General features: G+C 54.7%; 16 protein-coding genes and 1 pseudogene. 9 read left to right on the plus strand and 8 right to left on the minus strand.

All coding sequences use genetic code 11. The features are described from left to right. The 5 genes and pseudogenes from KCR01S_RS25230 to KCR01S_RS21190 all read right to left on the minus strand — a co-directional run. Nucleotides 1-2,650: retention module-containing protein (locus tag KCR01S_RS25230; RefSeq protein WP_167348845.1), on the minus strand; the 2,650-nt coding region annotated here is incomplete at its 3' end. 332 nt (nt 2,651-2,982) lie between these two features. Next, the gene (locus KCR01S_RS21175; protein ID WP_061284952.1) at nt 2,983-3,324 is read right to left on the minus strand and encodes a hypothetical protein; all 342 of its coding nucleotides are present in this window, start codon (nt 3,322-3,324) and stop codon (nt 2,983-2,985) included. 17 nt (nt 3,325-3,341) lie between these two features. Next, complete coding sequence (lapD, locus tag KCR01S_RS21180) at nt 3,342-5,282, minus strand: cyclic di-GMP receptor LapD (RefSeq protein WP_061284953.1); 1,941 nt, start codon at nt 5,280-5,282, stop codon at nt 3,342-3,344. Nucleotides 5,283-5,291: 9 nt separating this feature from the next. Beyond that, nucleotides 5,292-5,987: a cysteine protease LapG gene (lapG, locus tag KCR01S_RS21185; protein WP_061284954.1), complete on the minus strand. Its 696-nt coding sequence runs from the start codon at nt 5,985-5,987 to the stop codon at nt 5,292-5,294. A 55-nt stretch (nt 5,988-6,042) separates the two neighbouring features. After that, nucleotides 6,043-7,677, minus strand: a pseudogene (locus KCR01S_RS21190) (Mur ligase); the annotation flags it as partial. Between the two features lie 122 nt (nt 7,678-7,799). Between KCR01S_RS21190 and KCR01S_RS21195 the strand changes: the two are divergent. From KCR01S_RS21195 to KCR01S_RS21205, 3 genes are all read left to right on the plus strand, one after another. After that, complete coding sequence (locus KCR01S_RS21195) at nt 7,800-8,675, plus strand: alpha/beta hydrolase family protein (RefSeq protein ID WP_244886221.1); 876 nt, start codon at nt 7,800-7,802, stop codon at nt 8,673-8,675. Nucleotides 8,676-8,719: 44 nt separating this feature from the next. Then, nucleotides 8,720-12,037 (plus strand): CapA family protein, encoded by a 3,318-nt coding sequence (locus KCR01S_RS21200; protein WP_167348846.1) that lies wholly within the window; start codon nt 8,720-8,722, stop codon nt 12,035-12,037. 69 nt (nt 12,038-12,106) lie between these two features. Further along, complete coding sequence (locus KCR01S_RS21205; RefSeq protein ID WP_061284957.1) at nt 12,107-12,544, plus strand: hypothetical protein; 438 nt, start codon at nt 12,107-12,109, stop codon at nt 12,542-12,544. A gap of 5 nt (nt 12,545-12,549) precedes the next feature. Here KCR01S_RS21205 and KCR01S_RS21210 read toward each other — a convergent pair whose 3' ends face one another. Beyond that, the gene (locus KCR01S_RS21210) at nt 12,550-13,479 is read right to left on the minus strand and encodes a LysR substrate-binding domain-containing protein (RefSeq protein ID WP_061284958.1); all 930 of its coding nucleotides are present in this window, start codon (nt 13,477-13,479) and stop codon (nt 12,550-12,552) included. A gap of 90 nt (nt 13,480-13,569) precedes the next feature. Then, entirely contained in the window at nt 13,570-14,064 is a 495-nt protein-coding gene (locus KCR01S_RS21215; RefSeq protein WP_061284959.1) for a DUF1097 domain-containing protein, read from the minus strand. 241 nt (nt 14,065-14,305) lie between these two features. Between KCR01S_RS21215 and KCR01S_RS21220 the strand changes: the two genes are divergently transcribed. The 6 genes from KCR01S_RS21220 to KCR01S_RS21245 all read left to right on the plus strand — a co-directional run bounded on the left by KCR01S_RS21220 (nt 14,306) and on the right by KCR01S_RS21245 (nt 21,302). Beyond that, nucleotides 14,306-14,911 (plus strand): ankyrin repeat domain-containing protein, encoded by a 606-nt coding sequence (locus KCR01S_RS21220; RefSeq protein WP_061284960.1) that lies wholly within the window; start codon nt 14,306-14,308, stop codon nt 14,909-14,911. Nucleotides 14,912-14,950: 39 nt separating this feature from the next. Then, the gene (locus KCR01S_RS21225; protein WP_061284961.1) at nt 14,951-15,826 is read left to right on the plus strand and encodes an oxamate carbamoyltransferase subunit AllH family protein; all 876 of its coding nucleotides are present in this window, start codon (nt 14,951-14,953) and stop codon (nt 15,824-15,826) included. Continuing rightward, on the plus strand, nt 15,804-17,351 hold the full coding sequence (fdrA, locus tag KCR01S_RS21230; protein WP_061284962.1) for an acyl-CoA synthetase FdrA: 1,548 nt from the start codon (nt 15,804-15,806) through the stop codon (nt 17,349-17,351). Before KCR01S_RS21225 ends, fdrA begins: the two co-directional genes overlap by 23 nt. Further along, nucleotides 17,351-18,769 (plus strand): YlbE family protein, encoded by a 1,419-nt coding sequence (locus KCR01S_RS21235; RefSeq protein ID WP_061284963.1) that lies wholly within the window; start codon nt 17,351-17,353, stop codon nt 18,767-18,769. Before fdrA ends, KCR01S_RS21235 begins: the two co-directional genes overlap by 1 nt. Before the next feature lie 187 nt (nt 18,770-18,956). Next, entirely contained in the window at nt 18,957-19,904 is a 948-nt protein-coding gene (locus tag KCR01S_RS21240) for a carbamate kinase family protein (protein WP_061284964.1), read from the plus strand. A 15-nt stretch (nt 19,905-19,919) separates the two neighbouring features. Then, entirely contained in the window at nt 19,920-21,302 is a 1,383-nt protein-coding gene (locus KCR01S_RS21245; RefSeq protein ID WP_061284965.1) for an amidohydrolase family protein, read from the plus strand. Between the two features lie 60 nt (nt 21,303-21,362). Here the strand turns inward: KCR01S_RS21245 and KCR01S_RS21250 are convergent, their stop codons facing one another. Further along, nucleotides 21,363-22,754, minus strand: coding sequence for a sensor domain-containing diguanylate cyclase (locus KCR01S_RS21250; RefSeq protein ID WP_167348847.1), 1,392 nt, complete (start codon nt 22,752-22,754; stop codon nt 21,363-21,365). Nucleotides 22,755-22,857 lie beyond the last annotated feature (103 nt).

The raw sequence follows: 22,857 nt of genomic DNA on the forward strand, positions 1-22,857 counted from the left end.
CCGCATCCGCATCCGCATCCGCATCCGCATCCGCGTCGGCATCCGCATCCGCGTCGGCGTCCGAGTCAGCATCGGCATCAGCGTCGGCATCCGCATCAGCATCCGCGTCGGCGTCCGCATCTGCGTCCGAGTCGGCATCCGCATCTGCGTCAGAATCTGCATCGGCATCTGCATCGGCGTCCGCATCGGCATCTGCGTCCGAGTCGGCATCCGCATCCGCGTCCGAGTCGGCATCCGCATCGGCGTCGGCATCAGCGTCCGAGTCGGCATCTGCATCCGCGTCGGCGTCTGCATCAGAATCCGCATCTGCGTCGGCATCCGCGTCGGCGTCTGCATCAGAATCCGCATCTGCGTCGGCATCGGCATCCGCATCCGCATCTGCATCAGCATCCGCGTCCGCGTCCGCATCGGCGTCTGCGTCGGCATCCGCATCAGCATCAGCATCCGCGTCCGCATCGGCGTCTGCGTCGGCATCCGCATCAGCATCCGCGTCGGCGTCCGCATCTGCGTCCGCATCTGCGTCCGAGTCGGCATCCGCATCGGCGTCTGCATCCGCGTCGGCGTCTGCATCAGAATCCGCATCTGCGTCGGCATCCGCATCTGCATCTGCATCAGCATCTGCGTCGGCATCCGCATCGGCATCAGCATCCGCGTCGGCGTCCGCATCTGCATCTGCATCGGCGTCTGCGTCAGAATCTGCATCGGAATCTGCATCTGCATCGGCATCGGCATCTGCGTCCGAGTCGGCATCCGCATCCGCATCCGCATCCGCATCTGCATCCGCATCCGCATCTGCATCTGCATCTGCATCTGCATCGGCATCGGCATCTGCGTCGGCATCCGCATCAGCATCCGCGTCGGCGTCCGCATCTGCATCGGCATCCGCATCAGAATCTGCGTCCGAATCCGCATCCGCATCGGCATCAGCGTCGGCATCGGCATCAGCGTCCGCATCGGCGTCCGCATCGGCATCGGCGTCCGCATCGGCATCAGCGTCTGCGTCTGCGTCGGCATCTGCATCCGCATCCGCATCGGCGTCCGCATCGGCGTCAGAATCTGCATCTGCATCTGCATCTGCATCCGCATCGGCGTCCGCGTCGGCGTCTGCGTCAGAATCTGCATCCGCGTCGGCATCTGCATCTGCATCCGCATCGGCGTCCGCATCCGCGTCGGCATCTGCGTCCGAGTCGGCATCCGCATCTGCGTCAGAATCTGCATCGGCATCAGCGTCCGAATCGGCGTCTGCATCGGCGTCTGCGTCGGCGTCTGCATCGGCATCTGCATCGGCATCTGCGTCTGCGTCAGAATCGGCATCGGCATCTGCATCCGCATCAGAATCTGCGTCCGAATCCGCATCGGCGTCGGAATCTGCATCGGCGTCGGCATCCGCGTCCGCGTCCGCGTCGGCATCGGCGTCTGCATCAGCATCAGCATCAGCATCTGCGTCGGCATCAGCGTCGGCGTCGGCATCGGCGTCCGCATCGGCATCGGCATCGGCATCCGAGTCGGCATCGGCGTCAGAATCTGCATCAGAATCGGCATCCGCGTCTGCATCGGCATCAGCGTCTGCATCGGCGTCCGCATCGGCATCGGCGTCCGCATCGGCGTCTGCGTCTGCATCGGCGTCCGCGTCTGCGTCCGAGTCCGAGTCGGCGTCTGCATCGGCGTCTGCATCTGCATCAGCATCTGCGTCGGCATCAGCATCAGCATCCGCGTCGGCGTCGGCGTCCGAGTCGGCATCCGCATCTGCGTCAGAATCTGCATCTGCATCGGCGTCTGCATCAGCGTCGGCGTCCGCGTCGGCATCTGCATCCGCATCCGCATCGGCGTCCGCGTCCGCATCGGCATCCGCGTCGGCATCAGCATCCGCGTCGGCGTCGGCGTCCGCATCTGCGTCCGAGTCTGCATCCGCGTCCGCATCGGCATCGGCGTCTGCATCGGCGTCTGCATCCGCGTCTGCATCGGCGTCCGAGTCTGCATCGGCATCCGCATCGGCGTCAGCATCGGCGTCCGCGTCCGAGTCGGCATCCGCATCGGCATCCGCATCGGCATCCGCATCGGCGTCGGAATCTGCATCCGCGTCGGCGTCTGCGTCTGCGTCAGAATCTGCATCCGCGTCTGCGTCGGCATCAGAATCAGAGTCATCTCCAGCGATCTCGCTTTCGGCGCGATCGAGGATGGTGAGTTCTTCTGCTATTGGCGTGTCGGGAAAATCGAGGCCTTCGGTCGGATAACCGGCGGTGGGATCGACGATTTCACCGGTCAGGTCGAGAATAACGTGCGTGTGTGCGCCGCCAGCGCCTGGCTCTCCGCTCCCAGTTGGGGTTTGCGGGCCTGCGGCAGTGGCTTCAAGAATTTGTGTAGGATCCTGACCTTCGGCAATGGCTTGCTGTATCGCTGCAATGTCCGTTTGGTCTGTGACATTTGGGGTTGCGGCAATACTGTGGGTGCCATCCCAGTGGCTATCGCGACCGAGATCCAGCGTTTTCCCATCAGGAAGGGTGAGTGTGACGGCGCCGTTTGCGCCAGTTTCGAGTTGCTCTCCGGCCAGGATTTTATCGCCTTCCACCAATAAGCGTCTGCTGCCATCTGGTGAAATAGCGAAAACCTGACCGATGATCGCTTTAATTGTGCCGGCTACACCGTTCATCTGAATCATCCCCCTTCATTTTATACGGGCTTGTCCATTGCCGCTGGAGCACTGTTAAAGTGCTGGTTAGTGCAAAGTCTTTCTACGTATTCAATTACATAGATTAAAACTTCTTATATTTCCGTTCCCAGAATCTTCGGAATAAGACAACATCTTTGAGTTTTATCTAAGACTATTGCAAATATAAAAATCATTCTTTGATTTTAATGTTGTTTTAATGGAGATGTCTTGTGAAAAGTTAGTAGGTGGGAATAAATAATGATTAACGATTAGATGGCTAATAATACTCAGGTACAAAGTCATGTACCTGAAATATTAATATTAAGATTAAGCTAAATCAGTCTGTCATCGTCATCGCCGATGAGCCCTTCCAGCCCGCTTAAAGCCTGGCGGGCTTGAGCACGACTCAGTAATTTGCTCTGCGCGGCGGGCGGTAGATCGGTAATACTGATGATTCCTTTACTCATTAATACCTCAATAAGGTCTTCCAGAACACGAACCATATTGAGATCGCTTTGCTGCAATTGCTGAATTGTCGCCGTGCGAATACTATTTACTTTTAACCACTCATTGATTTCCGCAGTGGCTTCTTCGGCCTGTTCGGTCATCCCGTTGAATTCTACGATTTCAATCCGGACTATGCGTCCTTCGGCATCACGTTCGATATAGTGCATGGCTGCTCTCCTGAGATTTATTGTAGTGTGCTGGCATCGCTGAAATAACGCCCCATCGCGCCATGCAGGCCGATTTTCTCCAGTACGGCCAGCTCACCTTCCGTTTCCACACGCTCGGCAATGAGTGGCAAATTGATCTGCCGTGTTGCCCAATAGATGGCTTCGATAAAGAGCTTTTTGTCTTCTTCTTCGTTGATGTGGTGAATGTAGCCACCGTCAACTTTAATCCAGGCAAGCCCCCACTGCGGCAGGTTGCCAATCAGATGGAAGCGACCGCCGAAGTGTTGGATCCCAAGGCCGCAGCCCAGTTCCTGCAATTTTTTCACCAGCACGCTGACGCGTTCTGGCTCGGGAAGTTCATTCTCATCGAGCTCAAGCGTTAATCGAGAGGTGAGATGGCGTGCAGTTTTCAGCGGCTGAAGCAGAGCGTTCAGGCTTTCATCATCAGCCACGCTTTCACCGCTGATGCTGAGGGCAAAGGCGTGAGTGGTGCTTTCCATTGCGCGAAGCGTCTGCTTGAGCATCACCACGTCCATACGGCGGCCAAGCGCCAGGCGACGCACCCACGGAATAAAGCGGCCTGCTGGGATAATTTCACCTTCTTCCGTTTTAATACGCGCCAGTATTTTTCTATGCAAAACAATATGCTTGTTGTTGCACTCATACACCGGCTGCGAGTAAAGCTCGAAGGCTTCTTTATCCAGAATAGCGGTGAGCCGCTGGTGCCACTGGTGGTGGTCTTCATCCGGTACCTGCTGTTGTACCACGTCAGGATCGACAAAGGTGCGCATATCGGCTTCTGCCGCGACCAGAATCTGATCCGCCTGACGCAGCAGGTTCTGCGGAGTGTCGCCGAAGTGGAAGGCGACCTCGGCAAAATGGGCGACCGGGTTAACATCGCTCAGCCCCGTTTCATTCAGCGCCTTCAACTGGGTGCTGAGGGAGCTGGCAAAGCTCTCCATCTCTTTAGGCAGCACCGAAGAGGTGATAATGGCGAACTCACCGCCGCGCACGCGGGCGACAAAGCCTTCGGCGGGGAAGAAGCGCTGCTGCAGATCGTTGAGAATATCGGCAACCGCGATTAAAAGTTTATCCGTGCTTGCGCCGCCAAGACGCTGGTTAAGGCCCATCAGATCCTGTACACGTAACAAAATCAGGTTGCCGTCCGCGTGGTCTTCATCGCTCAGGCGGTTCTGGAATTTAATATCGAACGCCCGGCGGTTATTCAGGCCGGTCAGGCTGTCGTTGTAAGCTTCCTGGCGAAGGCTTTCAGTGCGCTGCGCCTGCTCGCTAAACAGCGCTTTAAGCTGCGTGACCATCATGTTGGTCGCTTCAACCACCCGGCGTAATTCCGGCGTTTTCGGCAGAGCAGGTAGGCTCAGGAACTCGCGGCGGCTGATGGCCGTCGCCTGCTCAACAATGTAATTTAGCGGGCGCAGACGATGGCGCAGCAGAACCATCGCGCCAAGAATACACAGCGCGCTACAGCCGGTGAGCCAGAGGAAGCTGGCAACCAGGCTGCTCCACAGGCGCGCCAGGGCGAACATCGGGTGGCTGATGACTTCAACGCGCGCTGCCTGGGTCCACCCTCGCATGACCACGGCTTCCCCCTGGCCAGGATTGAGGTGCACCATGCGCACAAACCAGTTCGGTACGTTGGCGCTCGGTGGAATATTTTGCCGTTCAATAATCGGTTTGCCGGTTTTGATATCCACGACCTGAATTCGATAGAAATAGCCGCTATCGAAAATGGAGTTCACCATCAGCTCCGTCATCACCGGGTCGTCGATGTGCGCGGTCAGCGAGAGACCGAGCGCCGTGGCGGCGTCCTGAGCATGTGCGCCCAGTTGGTTATGATACTGCTCGCGGGAACTTTCCAGCGTCGCAAAAAAATTGCCGCAGAAGATCGTCAGCGTAAACAGACAGATGCCAATCAGTAGCTGTTTATAAAGGGACATGACCGCTTCCTATTCATTAATTACAAACCCTTCTGCACGCATCCTGGTGAGAAGATCCTGCCAACGAGAGAGCCTTTTACTGTCACCCACGCGCTTGCTGCCGCTGGCTTGTGGGATCCACAAACCTTCACCGTTAAACGAATAAACGGGAAGCAGGTCGCTACGGGCGGTGGCGGGTAATATGCCGGGTTTCAGGTTATCGAGAACCAGTGGAATCGCGTCCGGGGTTGAATACCAAGTGACCACCATATGTGCCTGATTTAATTGTAATGCTTTAACGTAGGTAATCCGCAGCTGGCTGGCAGGAACACCTAATTCTCGTAGGGTGAAATATTTCGCCAGCGCGTAATCTTCGCAATCCCCCGCGCCTTTTCGCAATGCTTCAACCGGCGTCGCCCAATAATCTTCCTGGCCCCATACCGTGATGTCATCGACAAAGCGGATGCGCGAATTGAAGAACTGGTTCACGCGATTCAGGGTGGCCTGAATATTGCCCTCTGGCGGTTTTTTAAGCAATAACTGCCAGTCGTCTATATTACGCTGCGCGGTTGGCGAAGCCGGGCCGTACAAGCGCTGAGTGCGGGCATTGATGGTATTAAAATCCCAGCCCGCGCCCAAGTCCGGTGGAACAAGCAGCAGCGCCAGAAACAATGGCAACCATCGTTTCCAGCGAAAGGCCCGCGCGAGAGCCGCCAGGCGCTTCATTTATGCCACGCTCGTCATTAAGGAGTTATGCCGTGTAGCCATGCTGATGACGCCAGTGTTTTCGGTAAGCAACATAGCCGGAGAGGTAGTGCTCAACATCATCAATGCGTACCCGGAAGCTGTGGTGACGGATAAAGAAGCTGCCAACGATGCGCGGCGGGTTTTTGAAGAACATAGCCAACTCCGGCCAGAAAAAGCCGTTTGCGAGATAGCGTGCTCGTGTTTCCAGCGCCTGGTTGAATTTGTCGAGATCGAACCCTTCCAGCAGATGACGGTGTTCGGAGTCTGCCAGACGAGCCAGCATACGCGATGCCGCCATCATCAGCTCCAGTAGCGTAGGGTAGGTGGTTACCCTATGGGTTACAAAGTCGAGGTGATCGCGAACGTTGTCCAGCCCGAACTGGTAGTAGCGTTCAAGCGGGCGGTACAGCGTTAGCTCATTTACACAGTAGCTTAGCCAGTGGTCGTGAGCTTGCCAGTGCTTCTGCGCAATAAAGTGATCCATGGCGCGTTCAACGATTGCCAGCCAGCGTGGATCTTTGGTCAGGCCGTATAGACGCATCAGTGCAAAGGCGGCTTCGCCGTCGTAATAAATAATGCGGTGTTCCGCTTTAAGCGACAGATCGACCGCGTGCAGGACGTGGTTAAACCCGCCGGTGTCGGGCTTTTGCATAAAGCCAATGCCGTTGGCGAGGCGCTGCATTTGCGGCAGATAGCGCTCATCGCCGGTCAGCTCAGTGTATTTGCTCATCGCCAGAATACACACTGCGTTGCCGCCGAGCTTAATTTCGCCGCCGGTGTCGATGAGAAAATCGGCCTCGCTGCCGTCCGGCAGTTTCCGGGGGGCGATAAGCTCGCTGGAGAGATCGCGTAACGCGCGTTCAATGGCGGCGAGCTGCGTCGGTTGCTGAGTGACTTCCCAGCCTTCCAGCAGCGCGTAGGTTGAGCTGGCGTGACGCAAAGCGTTGTAGGTTGGAATCGGGCGGTCAAAGCAGGGGAACCAGCCGTAGTGATAGCGGCCCGATTTTTTCACCTGCCGTGCCAGATAGTCGGTGGCGGAGAAAATCATCGGGTCAAGCGCCTCTTCCTGCCAGTGTGTTAACTGACGATAGCCTGCATTACGGCCTTGAGATTCAATGGGATAAACCTGTTTACCGTCGCTGAAAACGCTGCGGGTATTGAAGCGCCAGATAAGCTGCTGCGGTTCATCCGGCCAGCGTAATGCATGACCAAAGCGCCAGCGGCCATAGTGCGCCAGATTAGCGGCATTAGGCGTCGCGACACCTTCCGCGCCTTGGTACATCAGTGCGTTAGCATTGATTTCCTGCTCAAGGATCGGCTGGCGGAAGTCGGGCGTAAAGCTCAGACCAAAGCGGAAATAGTTACGCTTAGTCTTGCCGAGCTTTTCTTGCAGAGCATCCCAGCGCAGGGTCTGAATTTTATCAACCAGATCGACGCGCAGCCAGACGGGCTGGCGGCTCTGTTGGCTCGCCCAACGTTGTAAATCATCCTGCGCGCGCTGCCATGCTTCATCCAGCGAGTCACCGCAGGCATAGGCCGTGTAGGCGCGATCCTGAGCATTACTGGCGCTCAGAAAAAGGATATAGCCCGGAAAGGGGGAAGGCTGTGTTGTGATATCAAGCTTTTCGACCTGAGGTCGGATATGCGCAAGTAAATGGTCAACTGACATTTATTCTCCTTGTTGCGCGAGTCAATCCCTGGACATAATTCTTTGGGCCAGAATAACATTATGTTTGGCAATTTGTGTATTCTGTCGAAAATGTTTATCCGATATTTAACCGGAGAAGAAAAGTGCGCGGATGGATTGCCTGGATTGTATTATTTCTAAGTATCTCCTTATCTGCGTGGGCATCGCCGCCGCTTCTCTGGAATCAACCGGCAAAACAGGATAATTGCCCCATCAATGAAGATGCCGTATGGGTTAACTACGATGGCGGGAAAGCCTGTATTCGCTATTTTGCCGGCGGAAATTTACAGTCGGCAGCTAACGTCCTGGTGGTATTGCCGGGCGATCGGGATGCGTTCATGCACCACGACCCTGTCGCTATTCCAAATAATACGCGAGAAGCGCAGGATCTGCGGGCGCAGAAACTGGCGGAAAAAGCCCAGCTACCGGTGATTATTCTCGCCCGGCCTGGGACCTATGGATCCAGCGGTGATCACGCCAATCGCCGCCAACGCGCTGAGTTCCTGGCTATCGATGCGGCGTTAACGCAGCTGCGTCAGCGCTATCATATTGAAAAATTTGTTCTGTCGGGTCAAAGCGGTGGCGCCACGGCAGCAGCAGCGGTCATGACCCTTGGCCGCCAGGACGTGAGTTGCGCCATTCTGACATCCGGAGCCTACGGTCTGCTGGAACGCGCCGAACGATTACGCGTGGCGCGCGGTGAACGTAGCCAACCGAATAGAGATATTACCGGGCGGCTAAACCCTTACGATCCTCTCGACCATATTGCCAATATTCCCCCCGACCCGAAACGCCATATATTAGTTATCGGTAATTTGCAGGACCGGGTTACGCCTTTTGATTTACAGGTTAAATTTGCCACTGCTTTACGTAACCACGGACACACGGTGTCATTAATAGAATGGCCAGCTGCTTCACCGAAATTTCATAACCTTAAATCAAATGCGTTATTAAAGAATTTACTGCAATGTAGATTATGATTGGCCAATACCCGGCTGGTCATCGCAATAACAAGGATGCTGAAATGCAACAGAGTAAAGTACAAGGATGGAAAGCTGAGGAACTGGCTCAGCTGCTAAATGGGCGCTGGACGACAACACCGTCTGATGACTGGTTTGCTGATGATATTGCGCTGAAAACCTTCGATCTGAAGCTTCCGGGGCGTCGTTATCTGCTCGTTGCTATTGATTCCGATACCTGGCATAAAGGCTCGGGCAATATGGGGATCTACGCGGGCTGGCAGGATACGCATGAGATGTTAAAGCGGCACCACGATAAGTTCTGCGGCGCTATCGTACAACGCTTTATTCCAGAACTGCCGGCGGATTTTCCCCAGTTGGTTGTCGAAAACTCCTATAACGTATTGAACATGATGGCCGATGAGTCTCGTCGACGCATGCACGGTAAAGTCGTTGCTGTAACGGGAACGGTCGGTAAGTCCTCGACGAAAGATTTACTCAATTCTCTGCTGAGCGAAGAGGGAACCACCCTCTCGACGCGCGGTAATCACAACACGCGTACCGGTACCGCAGTAAGCCTTGCGCGCTGTATCACTGACCCCGATTTTGTGGCGCTGGAAGTGGCGATTTCAGCACTGTGGATTGAGTCTCTTGGCGTAGGTGCTCGTATTCAAGCTGATGTCGCTATTATCACCGAAATTGGCCTGACGCAGGTGAGCCACTACGTGAAGGGGGTACGTGATACCGCGCGGCACAAGGCCCGTTTGTGCCAGGGTATGAAGGTGGGCGGCTATGCGGTGCTAAACCGGGATATGGACGACTTTGATTATGTTCGCCAGACGGTAACGGAATATGGTGCCCAGGTGGTGACATATGGTTTCCATCCGCAGGCAGATATCCCAATTGTCAGCTATCAGCCGGATACCAGCGGTTCCCACATCACGCTTATGATTAACAACCAGCCGATCTCCTACCGTCTCAACGTTCCAGGGCGCGGTATGGCAGGCAACTCGGCGGCGGCTTTAGCTACGCTGCATTTGTTGGGGGCTGACGTGCAGTTGGCGGCAAAAAGAGTTTCCTGGTTCCGGAACGTTGCTAAAAAATTGCAGGCTGAAACCCTGCGCTTGCCGACAGGCGGTGCGGTGACGTTGATTGACGATAACTATAATGCGGCGCTGATCTCGATGAAAAACGGCCTGGAGGTTGCCGCGCTCTATCCGCGCGGTGAGAACCAGCGGCGTATTGCCGTTCTTGGTCGTCTGGCGACACTGGGCGAGCTGGCACAGGTGAGCCATGAAGCGCTGGCGGAGCCGATCCTCGAAGCCGGATTTGATAAAGTTTACATGCACGGCAAAGAGATGCTGGCGCTGAAGGAGAAGCTTCCAGCGCAGATGATTGGGGGTTACTTTACCGACGTCGATAGCATGGCGGATAAAGTGCTTAGCGAGCTGCGGGATGGTGATGTGGTGCTGGTCAAAGGCAGCGTCAGCGACTCCGATTTCCACTTGATTATCGGCAAAATGAAAGAGCGCCTGAAGTCGTCGGTTGTGCCCTTGGGGCGTGATGTTGCGACGCTGCGGGTTAATTTGAATACGGGCAGTGTGCAGCGCGCCCACAACGGCTATAAGACATTTAATCCGCGTCATCTGAGCCACTTATTGATTACCACCGCGCTGGCTGAAGGGCTGGTGGCGAAAAAACATCGCCTGAGCGATGCCGTTTCGACAAAGGCGATTGCCGATAGCGTGCTCCAACAAGGGCCTGCATTAGGTCTTAAAAACGGCCAGAAAATGAGCGTTAAATCGCTGCTGCAAGGCATGCTTATCGCCAATGCTCGCGATGCTGCGGTGAACCTTGCCGAGTATCTCTCTGGCACTGCCGCCGATCATCTGGCGGCGCTACCAGGGCTCATGGAGCGGGCGGGGATGCAAAAAAGCAGCCTCAATAACGTTGCGGGACGGACCAGTCAGGGGCAGAGAACCTCGCTGGATGACCTGGCCGCTTTGGTGAGCTATTTTTATCGCTCATATCCGCAGTTTATCCACTGGCTTGCTGATTTTGAGGCTGAAATCGGCGGCGTTATCTGCAAAAAAGTCAGCAATATTCAGGCTGATGGCCGCGCCTCCTACAGTTTCGCTTCCGGCGGTTCGCCGTGCTGGGGTTTCGCCATCCATCGCCGTGATAACGATGTTTGGCTGGCTTGCGCGGCGGGGGCAAAGGATACTTTCCACCTGGATTACTTACTCGATGGGTTATTGGCACCCGAAGTGGATGTGGTTGCACCTGACGCCATCACGCTGCCGGAGGGAAAGGCCACGACAACGGTCACGCTGGTCGGCGATACCTATTTCGGCGAGTGGTATAGCGCTCAGCGCGCTAAGCGCGGCGTGGACGATGCACTGCAGCGCTATGGCTACGATCATTCGTTCAAGGGGATTGCGCCACTGCTTGAAGGCAGCGACTACACTATCGCCAATTTTGAAGCCGCGCTGGCCTATGACAACGAAAACGGTTTGCAAGGGCGCAAGCCTTTCTGCCTGACGGGCGATCCGCTGCGCTCGGTTGCCGCGCTGAAAAAAGCCGGTATCGATGCGGTCGCACTAGGCAACAATCACGTAATGGATGCGGGTATAAGCGGTTTGCAAAGCACGCTGGATACGCTGCGTGATGGTGGTATTGCCAGCTTTGGCGCCGGATTGAATGCTCATCAGGCGGAAGCGCCACTGACGCTGATGGTGGGTGGCAGAACATTTAAATTCTATAGCGCTTACTGGTATCGCCGCTACATGGAGCAAGACTGCGCGTTCTACGCACAGCCGTGCCGAGCGGGAGCGGCTTGCCTGAGCGGCGGGCTTCTGGAACAACTTTCGCAGGATAAGTCTGGTGATGAACCGGTCACCACGATAGTCATGGCCCACTGGGGGCAGGATTACCGCTGGACGCTGCCACAGCAAAAACAGCTGGCGAAGCGGCTGACCCAGGCGGGAGCCGATCTTATCGTTGGCTGCGGCCCGCATATGCTGGGTGAATTTGAACAGCTTGGCGACAGTTGGGTGGCTTACAGCATCGGCAATGGCGTCTTTAACAGCAATGGCGAATATCGTCAGCGCGGCGTTCCGGCGTTTGGCTTTATCACGCGTTTGGTGATAGGCGGGGATCAACCTCAGCTCCAGTTGTTACCTATTTTCACCAATAATCCGGAAACCTTCTGGCAGCCGAGACCGGTAACCGATGACGAGTTTACGCAAGTGATAGCGGTACTAGAACAGCAGGGCGTGAGCTTTGCCGACGGTGGCGCCCGGATTGCTACGCTCTCCGAAGGGCGTAAAGCAATTGTTCTGCCGCTGACGGCGAAATTTACTGCCGTGTCATCAAACTCCTGAGCCTACGAGTCGTTTAAGTCGCGCTCCATTTCGGTCGCCTTTATCCGGTAGCGAAATGGAGCGTTTAGCATGAAACGATTAGTTTTTCTTTTTTTCCTGCCCTTTTTACTGACCGGCTGTGCGGCTATTGCCGGAAGTGAAGAAGAGGCGGTTTATATTAATAGTACGCCGACCAATAGCGCTTTTGTGATTGCCGACAGCGCGGGGAACATCGTGGTACAGGGGCGCACGCCGCAGTCGGTTATTTTAAAGAAAGCGGACGGCAGCTATTTTGGCCAGCAGACCTATACGTTGACGGTTGCGCGTGAAGGGTATTACTCCACCATTAAGCCACTCGAATATCGCCTTAGTCACTGGTACACATTGGGTAATCTTCCCCTTTTGGGTATCCCGGGCTGGCTGATCGTTGACCCTTATTTTGGCGGGATGTACACCTTTAAAACGCCGCGGATCAATGTGGTGTTGCGCCCATGTCAGCCGGGGCCGTTTCGTTATATGTGCACCTAGTCAGCCTATTCCCGGTGCAGCAAATCCTGATAAATACGGGTTAAAACGCCCTGCGGCCCAAATTCCCGCTTAATCCACTGCGTCACCTGTCCGGTGGCGGAGTGCTGGGTGGCCAATAGCATGCGGGAATCCTGGCGTGGGTTATGGATCTGCCGGGTGACCAGCAGGGCATCGGCCATCGCGTCGCGTACCATGTAGTCGGGTAAAAAACCGATCCCTTCGCCAAGAATTTGGCACTCACACTTGGTATTAAAATCGGGAACCAAAATCGACTCCTGCCCGTGCAGCAGCCAGCCAACCTTTTTGTTGATGGTGTGCGCGGTGTCCTCAACCATGATGTTGGGATACAGGCGCAGTTGGCTTTCGGAAATCGGCTCCGGCATAAACGCCAGCGGATGGGTTGGCGCGATGGCGAAGGCCCAGCGGATGGCGCCAATTTCGGTATAGTCGATACCGCCGCCGTCGAGCAGCGTATCCGGTGCGCCAATAGCGATATTCACCTGGTTATTAATAATCGAATCCCAGACGCCGTTGTAAACCTCGGTGGTGACCGTTATCTGGCAGGTTGGAAACTGTTTTTTCAATACCTGTAGCAGTCGAGCGGTATGCTTGGGCGTATACAGCAGTTGGTTGATGCAGATGCGCACGCGGGTTTCGATCCCCTGGGCGATGGTATCGATACTGCGCTTGATGGCGTGGAAATCATTCAGCAAATCGCTGGCTTTACGGAAAAAGTAACGGCCGGATTCCGTCAGCTCAATGCTACGGGTGTTGCGGGTGAACAGCACCACATCCAGCCCGGTCTCCATGCGTTTGATGGTGTAGCTGATGGCGGAGGTGGTCAAACCCAGCTCCTCCGCCGCTTTGCTAAAACTGCTAAACCGTGCGGCGGTGGTAAACGCCAGCAGGTTTTCTTCGGTAAAAATTGAGTTCATCCGCCTGCTCCTGCCGCGTGGATCCACAGATGAATGTAGGGGGAGAAGGCATCATTGGGCAATGATTTTTGAATAACTTTTAAAACCGCCTCATGCGGCCTCTTTTGAGGTGGCCTCACTCAGTTTTCGCCCGGTGTATTCCGAGATATAGCCCACGCAGTTTCCAGCAAGAAAACCCAGCAGCGTGACCCACCAGTTCAGGCCGGTGGCGAAAAATAGCGTCATGCCGAGAAAGCCGCCGGGGATAAATGATGTGAGCCAGAAACGGCCTTGCCACACGATGACCGCTGAGAAAGGAACCGTCATCACCACGCCGGCCCAAAAGGCGGAAAGCCCGCTAACCGATGCCAGCCATCCGGAAGCCGCTGCGGCCAGAAATGCCCAAATTGCGCCGGAGTAATTCACGGCCAGGCTCTTTACAAAACCTGCGTTGCCGCCGCCCGCCGCATAAAAACTACAGAAGGCGACAAAGCCTATCGTACCGAGTAATTCCCAGCCTGCTGTTAGCCCAACCTGCGAAGACACCATCTGCCAGAGACCTGCACAAATCCCGACAGTAATGCCCGTTGCGGTGAGTCCGTTCATGATGATTTCCTCTCGTGTAGTGGTTTCGTGCAGAAACTATATAGAAAGAAAACCCGATTGAGTTAAGGGTCATAGCGGGAAAGAAATAAAGGGTGCACTAACGCACAGTCTGTGCTGATTGTTAAAAACTTTTCAATAATCAGCCGGGTTATGGCGAATAAAATTTAAGCGGGTTCTTTTCTCCAATTTTCGTTGCTATTCTCAATTCATCAAAACAGCCACAAAAATCAGGGGAATTAACATGACTAACAATAATCTGATTGCTGATTACCTATTGGCTGCACAACAAGGCGAATTGACGAAATTAAAATCGTGTCTGCGCCAGGTCGTGGACATTAATGCCTGTAACCGTCAGGGACAAACGGCGATTACGCTGGCCAGCTTGAATAAAAAATATGATTGTGTTGCGGCCTTAATTGATGCTGACGCGGATATTAATAAACAAGACCAAACCTGTTTAAACCCTTTTTTAATTAGTTGCCTGAATAATGATTTAACGCTATTGCGGTTAATTTTACCGGCGCGTCCGGATTTGAATTGTTTAACCCGATTTGGTGGCGTAGGCCTGACCCCAGCCTGTGAAAAAGGCCATCTCGACATTGTTAAAGAGCTATTAGTTCGCACCCAGATCAACGTCAATCACACTAACTTCGTTGGCTGGACGCCGCTGCTGGAGGCGATTGTGTTGAACGATGGCGGTGAAACCCAGCAGACGATTGTCGCTTTGCTGTTGGAGCACGGTGCCAGTCCACACATGACCGATAAATACGGTAAAACGCCACTAGAGCTGGCGCGGGAGAAGGGATTTGAAGAAATTGCCCAGCTGCTGATTGCTGCCGGAGCCTAATAGAGGAGATGCGCTATCAACACCCCAGTGCGGCGGTGTGTGCAAGCGCTAACTGCAGATGAGGCCTTTCTCTCTGAACGCGGTAGCGGGTGGATTGAGCAGGTTTTTTCCCGGGCGGTAAATCTCTATCTCCCGGCACAGCAACGGCTGATGACGCTACTGTGCGAGGATTACGACAATGCACCCAACAGCAGTCGGTTAGCACTTACTCACTTTGACGGTCTGTTCCGGCCAGGCGAGCCGGTTCAGTTTCACCCTTCGGGGATTCTTGTTGGCGAGGATAAATGGCTGGATACCACATCCTGCCAGCGCTGGCAGCCCACCACGCCGCAGCTGAGCGGCGAACGGTTTCGGCAAATCCCCTGGCAACAATGGTGCGAGGTGATTCATCAACAATTACAGGATAACCAGACGCTATTTCTCTGGCGCGGCGACAATCCGTTCTATCAGGCTATTGCATTAGCCTTACAGCAGCGGCGCCAGACATTATTTAACGCATTATTACAGGGCCGCGAAATTACGTCGGCGGTTGCCAATATGGTTGGGCTGGGTATTGGCCTGACGCCCTCGGCAGATGATTATTTAGTTGGGCTGAGTACGATTTTATTTATCGACGGACACCCGGCGCAACACTATCGCAATGATTTTTATTCCGCGCTCGCAGTCGCGCGCGAAAATACCACGCAGCTCAGCGCCATTACGCTTGAAGCTGCATTTTCCCAACGTTATCGAGAAAGTATTTTCGGGTTTATTAACGGCATGATTAATGAACCCACCCGCTTTTCTATCCAGGCTATTGCCAATATTAAAAATATTGGCTCGAGTTCTGGCTGCGACATGCTGTATGGCATGGCGGACGCCTGCGCCCTGAGCCAAACGTATGGAGGGAATTATGTCAGTCAAAATAGTTATTAAAAAGAACACGTATTTTGATTCGGTATCGCTTATGTCGATTTCCACTCGCGCTAATAAGCTCGACGGTGTCGAGCAGGCGTTTGTGGCGATGGCAACCGAGATGAATAAAGGTGTGCTGAAAAATTTAGGCCTGCTGACGCCGGAGCTGGATGAGGCGAAAAACGGCGACCTGATGATTGTGATTAACGGTAAAGCCGGTGCGGATAACGAGCAGACGCTGGCGGCGATCGAAGAGCTGTTCACGAAGAAGGCGGAGAGTGGCTCCCACGAAGCGCGCTATGCCACGCTTGCCAGTGCTAAAAAGCATGTGCCGGAGAGCAACCTGGCGGTGATTTCGGTCAACGGTCTGTTTGCCGCCCGCGAAGCGCGTCAGGCGCTGCAAAATGGCCTTAACGTGATGCTATTTTCCGATAACGTCACCATTGAAGATGAGCTGGCGCTCAAGCAGCTGGCCCATGAAAAAGGGCTGTTAATGATGGGGCCAGACTGCGGTACGGCCATGATTAACGGCGCGGCGCTGTGCTTTGGCAATGCGGTGCGTCGCGGCAATATCGGGATCGTCGGTGCTTCCGGCACCGGAAGCCAGGAGCTGAGCGTGCGTATCCACGATTTTGGCGGCGGTATTTCGCAGCTGATTGGTACCGGTGGTCGCGACCTGAGCGAAAAAATCGGCGGGCTGATGATGCTGGATGCTATCGGCATGCTGGAAAACGATCCGCAAACTGAAATTATCGCTCTGGTCTCTAAACCACCGGCACCGGCCGTGGCGCAGAAAGTATTGGCGCGCGCCCGCGCCTGTCGTAAACCGGTCGTGGTTTGCTTCCTCGGCCGCGCTGAGCCGCCGGCTGATGAACAAGGGCTGCAGTTTGCCCGAGGCACCAAAGAGGCGGCGCTGAAAGCGGTGCTGCTGAGCGGCGTGAATAAAGCGTCGTTAGATCTCCATCCATTGAATGGCGCGTTGGTTCGCGACGTGCGCGCGCTTTTAACTCCGCAGCAGAAGTACATTCGTGGCCTGTTCTGCGGCGGCACGCTGTGTGATGAAACGATGTTTGCGGTCCTGGAGAAACACGGCGACGTTTACAGCAATATTCAGCCCGATCCGGCCTTCCGCCTGACGGATATCAACCGCAGCATCAAGCACACATTCCTCGATTTTGGCGATGACGATTTCACCAACGGTAAGCCGCACCCAATGATCGACCCCACCAACCGTATCAGCCGATTGCTCCAGGAAGCGCGCGATCCGGAAGTGGGCGTCGTGGTGATGGACTTCGTGCTCGGCTTTGGATCGCATGAAGATCCGGTAGGCTCGACGATAGATGCGATCAAAGAGGCAAAAGCGATCGCCAAAGCCGACGGGCGCGAACTGGTGATCCTGGGCTATGTGCTGGGGACCGATCTTGACGCCCCTTCGCTGGAACAACAGCGCCAGATGCTGAGTGATGCGGGGGTGATCCTCGCCAGCAGCAGCACCAATACCGGATTGCTGGCACGTGAATTTATTTGCAAAGGGGAGGAAGCCTGATGAGTCAGTCACTGTTTACCCAACCGTTGAACGCCATCAACGTCGGTATCGCGATGTTTAGCGACGATCTGAAAAAACAGCATGTCGCCGTCACCCAGCTCGACTGGACGCCGCCGGGCCAGGGCAATATGCAGATTGTGAACGCGCTGGATAGCATTGCGGACTCTCCGCTGGCGGACAAAATCGCCGCGGCGAACCAGCAGGCGCTGGAGCGGATTATTCAGTCACACCCGGTACTGATTGGCTTCGATCAGGCGATCAACGTGGTACCCGGAATGACCGCCAAAACCATTCTCCACGCCGGCCCGCCGGTGAAATGGGAGAACATGTGCGGTGCGATGAAGGGCGCAGTGACCGGGGCATTGGTGTTCGAAGGGCTGGCAAAAGATATCGATGAGGCCGCAGTTCTCGCGGCGTCTGGTGAAATCACCTTCTCGCCGTGCCACGAACATGACTGCGTAGGCTCAATGGCCGGCGTCACCTCGGCGTCAATGTTTATGCATATCGTCGAGAACAAAACCTACGGTAACATCGCTTATACCAACATGAGCGAGCAGATGGCCAAGATCCTGCGTATGGGTGCCAACGACCAAAGCGTTATCGACCGTCTGAACTGGATGCGCGATGTGCAGGGCCCGATGCTGCGTGAGGCGATGAAGATTATCGGCGAGATTGACCTGCGCTTAATGCTGGCTCAGGCGCTGCATATGGGCGATGAGTGCCACAACCGCAACAATGCGGGCACTACGCTGCTGATTCAGGCGCTGACGCCGGGGATTATCCAGGCGGGCTATCCGGTTGAACAGCAGCGCGAAGTGTTTGAATTTGTTGCCAGCAGCGATTATTTCTCCGGCCCGACGTGGATGGCGATGTGTAAAGCCGCGATGGATGCGGCGCACGGTATTGAATACAGCACCGTGGTCACCACCATGGCGCGTAACGGCGTTGAGTTCGGATTGCGCGTGAGCGGCCTGCCGGGGCAGTGGTTTACCGGCCCGGCGCAGCAGGTGATTGGCCCGATGTTCGCGGGTTACAAACCGGAAGATTCGGGCCTGGATATCGGCGACAGCGCGATTACCGAAACCTACGGCATCGGCGGGTTTGCGATGGCGACGGCACCGGCCATTGTGGCGCTGGTGGGCGGTACGGTGGAAGAAGCGATCGACTTCTCCCGCCAGATGCGGGAAATCACCCTGGGTGAGAACCCGAACGTCACCATCCCTCTGCTGGGCTTTATGGGCGTGCCGACGGCTATCGATATCACTCGTGTTGGCAGCAGCGGCATTCTGCCGGTGATCAACACCGCCATCGCGCATAAAGATGCCGGTATCGGCATGATTGGCGCCGGGATTGTGCACCCGCCGTTCGCCTGCTTTGAGAAAGCGATTTTGAGCTGGTGCGAACGCTACAGCGCCTGACGCTGTCCTCTTCCCTGTGGGAAGAGGACCAGGGTGAGGGGATAACGGGCACGGAGGCCCCGCTTGCCGTTCGTTACACCCACCCTCACCCCAACCCTCTTTTCAACCGGAGAGGGGGTTGGCCCACGGTGGCAACCACAACCCAACAACAATAATCACATCACCTTCTGCACTGGAAACCTACACGATGAAAGAACTTGTGGTCGTTGCCATTGGCGGCAACAGCATTATCAAAGACAACGCCAGCCAGTCGATTGAACATCAGGCAGAGGCGGTGAAAGCGGTCGCCGACACCGTGCTGGAGATGCTGGCATCGGACTACAATATTGTGCTGACGCACGGTAACGGCCCGCAGGTAGGGCTGGATCTGCGTCGCGCAGAGATCGCTCATGAGCGCGAGGGGCTGCCGTTAACGCCGCTTGCCAACTGTGTAGCCGATACGCAGGGCGGTATTGGCTATCTGATCCAGCAGGCGTTAAACAACCGGTTGGCCAAACGCGGTGAGCAAAAAGCGGTGACGGTGGTGACGCAGGTGGAAGTGGATGAAAACGATCCGGGTTTTGCCAATCCCACCAAACCGATCGGCGCATTCTTCAATGGCGAGCAGCGTGATGAGCTGCAAAAGGCGAATCCCACCTGGCGCTTTGTTGAGGATTCCGGGCGTGGCTATCGTCGCGTTGTCGCCTCACCAGAGCCAAAGCGCATCGTAGAGTCTGAAGCCATTCAAGCGCTGGCGCAGAAAGGTTTTCTGGTCATTGGTGCGGGCGGCGGCGGTATTCCGGTCGTGCTGGGGGAAGAGGGGGATTATCGCAGCGTCGATGCGGTGATCGATAAAGATCTCTCCACCGCGCTGCTCGCGCGTGAGATCCGCGCCGATATTCTGGTGATCACCACCGGCGTGGAGAAAGTCTGTATCCACTTTGGTAAACCTGAACAGCAGGCGCTGGGGCAGGTGGATATCGCCACCATGACGCGCTACATGCATGAAGGGCACTTCCCGGCAGGCAGCATGTTGCCGAAGATTGTCGCCAGCCTACAGTTTTTACAACACGGCGGGAAACGGGTGATTATCACCACGCCGGAATGTCTGCCCGCCGCCCTGCGCGGTGAAACGGGCACCCATATCGTCCATTAACAGTAAGGAACGACGATGCAAGAGAACAAAAGTCGCCGTGAGTTTCTCAGCAACAGCGGCAAAATGGTCACCGCTGCTGCGCTGTTTGGTGCTACTGGCCCGGTGGCGTATGCAGCCACTTCCGGCGTAGCTGCCTGCGAGACCAAGGGAACCATGAACATCACCGACGGCCATTATTATCTGGACAACGTGCTGCTCGAAACGGGCTTCGATTACGAGGGCGCAGTCGCTGTGCATACGCGCACTGCGCTGCATACCGTGGAGATCAGCGAGGGCAAAATCGTAGCGCTGCGCGATAACAAAAACCATCCTGACGCCACGCTGCCGCATTATGATGCGGGCGGTAAGCTAATGCTGCCCACGATGCGCGATATGCACATTCACCTGGATAAAACTTTTTACGGCGGCCCGTGGCGTTCGCTCAACCGTCCTGCCGGTACCACCATTCAGGATATGATTAAGCTTGAGCAAAAGCTGCTGCCCGAGCTGCAGCCGTATACCCAGGAGCGCGCTGGGAAGCTTATCGATCTGCTGCAATCAAAAGGCACCACCATCGCCCGCAGCCACTGCAATATTGAACCGGTGTCGGGGCTGAAAAACCTCGAAAATCTTCAGGCGGTGCTGGCACGACGCAAAGCCGGTTTTGATTGTGAAATCGTCGCCTTTCCACAGCACGGTCTGCTGTTATCGAAATCAGAACCGCTGATGCGTGAAGCGATGCAGGCTGGGGCGCACTACGTGGGTGGGCTCGACCCCACTAATGTAGACGGCGCGATGGAAAAATCCCTCGATACCATGTTCCAGATAGCCATCGATTACCAAAAAGGGGTCGATATTCACCTACATGAAACCAGCCCAGCGGGCGTGGCGGCGGTGAAATATATGGTGGAAACCGTCGAGAGAACGCCGCAACTGAAGGGCAAAGTGACCATCAGCCACGCCTTTGCGCTGGCAACCATGAATGAACAGCAGGTGGATGAGATAGCAACGCGAATGGCCGCGCAGCAGATTTCCATCGCTTCCACGGTGCCAATTGGTACGTTGCATATGCCGCTTAAGCAGTTGCGCGATAAAGGTGTGACGGTGATGACCGGCACTGACAGCGCTATCGATCATTGGGCGCCGTATGGCCTCGGCGATATGCTGGAGAAAGCCAATCTTTACGCGCAGCTCTATATCCGCCCGAACGAGCAGAACCTGTCGCGCTCGCTGTTCCTTGCGACCGGTGATGTCATGCCGCTCAATGAGAAGGGCGAACAGGTGTGGCCGAAGGCGCAGGACGATGCGAGCTTTGTGCTGGTGGATGCTTCGTGCTCTGCCGAGGCCGTGGCGCGTATTTCACCCCGCAGTGCGACGTTCCATAAGGGGCGGTTGGTGTGGGGAAGCGTGGCAAGTTAACGAACGAAGAGGCTCTTCAGCGATACTTGAAGAGCCTCCTGGTGGGACGCGCGGCTGGGATTAATGCGCGTCGCCTATCACCTGATTTTTGCCGCTGTGTTTGGCTTTATAGAGCAGAATGTCGGCGGTTTTGAGGGTATGTTCCGCGGTATCGCCAGGCTGCCAGAACGTGATCCCTGCGCTGAAGGTAACGCGCATTGGGCTTTCTCGCCACGTCCGGTGGCTAACAATTTTCCGCCATGTATCAATAAGTTGATAATGCTCTTCATAGTCATTTCCCGGGAAGATGACGACCAGTTCTTCACCGCCAAACCGATAAAGATGATAGTCATCGCCCATCACCTGGCAGCCCGCCTTACTGACAAATTTCAGAACCCCATCGCCAGCGTCATGTCCGAAGGTATCATTGATCACTTTGAAATTATCAATATCAATGATGGCGAATGAGAACGGATCGTTTTTAGCGATCAGCGTCGCCAAATCCTCATTCATTTTTTTACGATTGTAGATCTTCGTTAATTCATCGGTTTCTGAATCATGCTTGACGGTTTGTAGTTCGGCATTGTTATTTCTGATGTTTTTGTAAAGCAGCTCAAAATTAGGTTTCGCTTCTTCGGCGTCAATGCCTTTGACTTCCATTAAAAACACCGAAAGCATCTGTCGCAGATACATCCGGAAAAGTACGGCGATAATAAGGTAAATGCTCAAGCAAATAGAAAATGCGGTGATGAAGCTTTGAATGAAATCGCTCATTTCATTCTCAAGATCGCTTTTCTTCACATAAGAAATGGCTACCCAATCAGGGTTGTTGAATTTTTTATAGAACACGTAGGTTTGGGTTGTTTTGTCATAGAAATCCTCGCTGTCATTGGCAATCTGTTTTGTCCATGACTCAGGAATTTTACGGGTTAGCACTTCATTTTTATTATTGCTTAAGACAATCAGGCCATCGTGGGTGGCAACACGGTATCGGCCGTAGTACGGAGCCTGAATGTTCTCCAGCATTGATGAAATTGCCTTTAAATCAAGGTCAAAGGCAATATTTCCTATCAGGTTAAGATCTTCATCAAGGATGCCCATGCTGACCGTGATTGTCTTCTCGTCTTTTTTGTCTTCTTCATTGGAGACGTAAGGAGCAGAAAACGTGACGTGGTTTTTTTCAGTTGCCTTTGGATACCATGGACGAGTCAGGACGTTGTAGTCTTGCGGACGTATCTTGTTGGGATAGGTAATGGAGTTGCCATTCGCATTTGAAAGGGTGACGTTCCGGAATGCCGGCGTAGAGTTGACGATGGAGTTGGCAATTTTTTCGATTTCACTATGCTCACCCTTCAGATAAGCATCCAACTTATCTTTGGTGATAATTTTTAATATTGGGTCAAACAGCATCGTGATGTTTTTTGTGGTCTCCGTGACACTATTAGCTGACTCATTATCGGTAAAGCGAGCCATCGTCTTAATAAACGATTGTTCTATATTTTTGTTGGTATATACATATGTGAAAACGCACATTAACAAAAATGGAACAAGAATAGCCAAAAAGGCAATGGTAGTT

Source organism: Kluyvera cryocrescens NBRC 102467 (assembly GCF_001571285.1).
GTDB classification, from domain to species: Bacteria; Pseudomonadota; Gammaproteobacteria; order Enterobacterales; family Enterobacteriaceae; genus Kluyvera; species Kluyvera cryocrescens.

What these genes read in the sequence shown, in the direction of transcription:
- KCR01S_RS21250 (WP_167348847.1), bottom strand. Translation starts at nt 22,754, where the DNA reads ATGGCTCGCTTTACCGATAATGAGTCAGCTAATAGTGTCACGGAGACC.
- KCR01S_RS21220 (WP_061284960.1), top strand. Translation starts at nt 14,306, where the DNA reads ATGACTAACAATAATCTGATTGCTGATTACCTATTGGCTGCACAACAA.
- lapD (WP_061284953.1), bottom strand. Translation starts at nt 5,282, where the DNA reads ATGTCCCTTTATAAACAGCTACTGATTGGCATCTGTCTGTTTACGCTG.
- KCR01S_RS21235 (WP_061284963.1), top strand. Translation starts at nt 17,351, where the DNA reads ATGAGTCAGTCACTGTTTACCCAACCGTTGAACGCCATCAACGTCGGT.
- KCR01S_RS21245 (WP_061284965.1), top strand. Translation starts at nt 19,920, where the DNA reads ATGCAAGAGAACAAAAGTCGCCGTGAGTTTCTCAGCAACAGCGGCAAA.
- KCR01S_RS21210 (WP_061284958.1), bottom strand. Translation starts at nt 13,479, where the DNA reads ATGAACTCAATTTTTACCGAAGAAAACCTGCTGGCGTTTACCACCGCC.
- KCR01S_RS21175 (WP_061284952.1), bottom strand. Translation starts at nt 3,324, where the DNA reads ATGCACTATATCGAACGTGATGCCGAAGGACGCATAGTCCGGATTGAA.
- fdrA (WP_061284962.1), top strand. Translation starts at nt 15,804, where the DNA reads ATGTCAGTCAAAATAGTTATTAAAAAGAACACGTATTTTGATTCGGTA.
- KCR01S_RS21240 (WP_061284964.1), top strand. Translation starts at nt 18,957, where the DNA reads ATGAAAGAACTTGTGGTCGTTGCCATTGGCGGCAACAGCATTATCAAA.
- KCR01S_RS21200 (WP_167348846.1), top strand. Translation starts at nt 8,720, where the DNA reads ATGCAACAGAGTAAAGTACAAGGATGGAAAGCTGAGGAACTGGCTCAG.
- KCR01S_RS21205 (WP_061284957.1), top strand. Translation starts at nt 12,107, where the DNA reads ATGAAACGATTAGTTTTTCTTTTTTTCCTGCCCTTTTTACTGACCGGC.
- KCR01S_RS21215 (WP_061284959.1), bottom strand. Translation starts at nt 14,064, where the DNA reads ATGAACGGACTCACCGCAACGGGCATTACTGTCGGGATTTGTGCAGGT.
- lapG (WP_061284954.1), bottom strand. Translation starts at nt 5,987, where the DNA reads ATGAAGCGCCTGGCGGCTCTCGCGCGGGCCTTTCGCTGGAAACGATGG.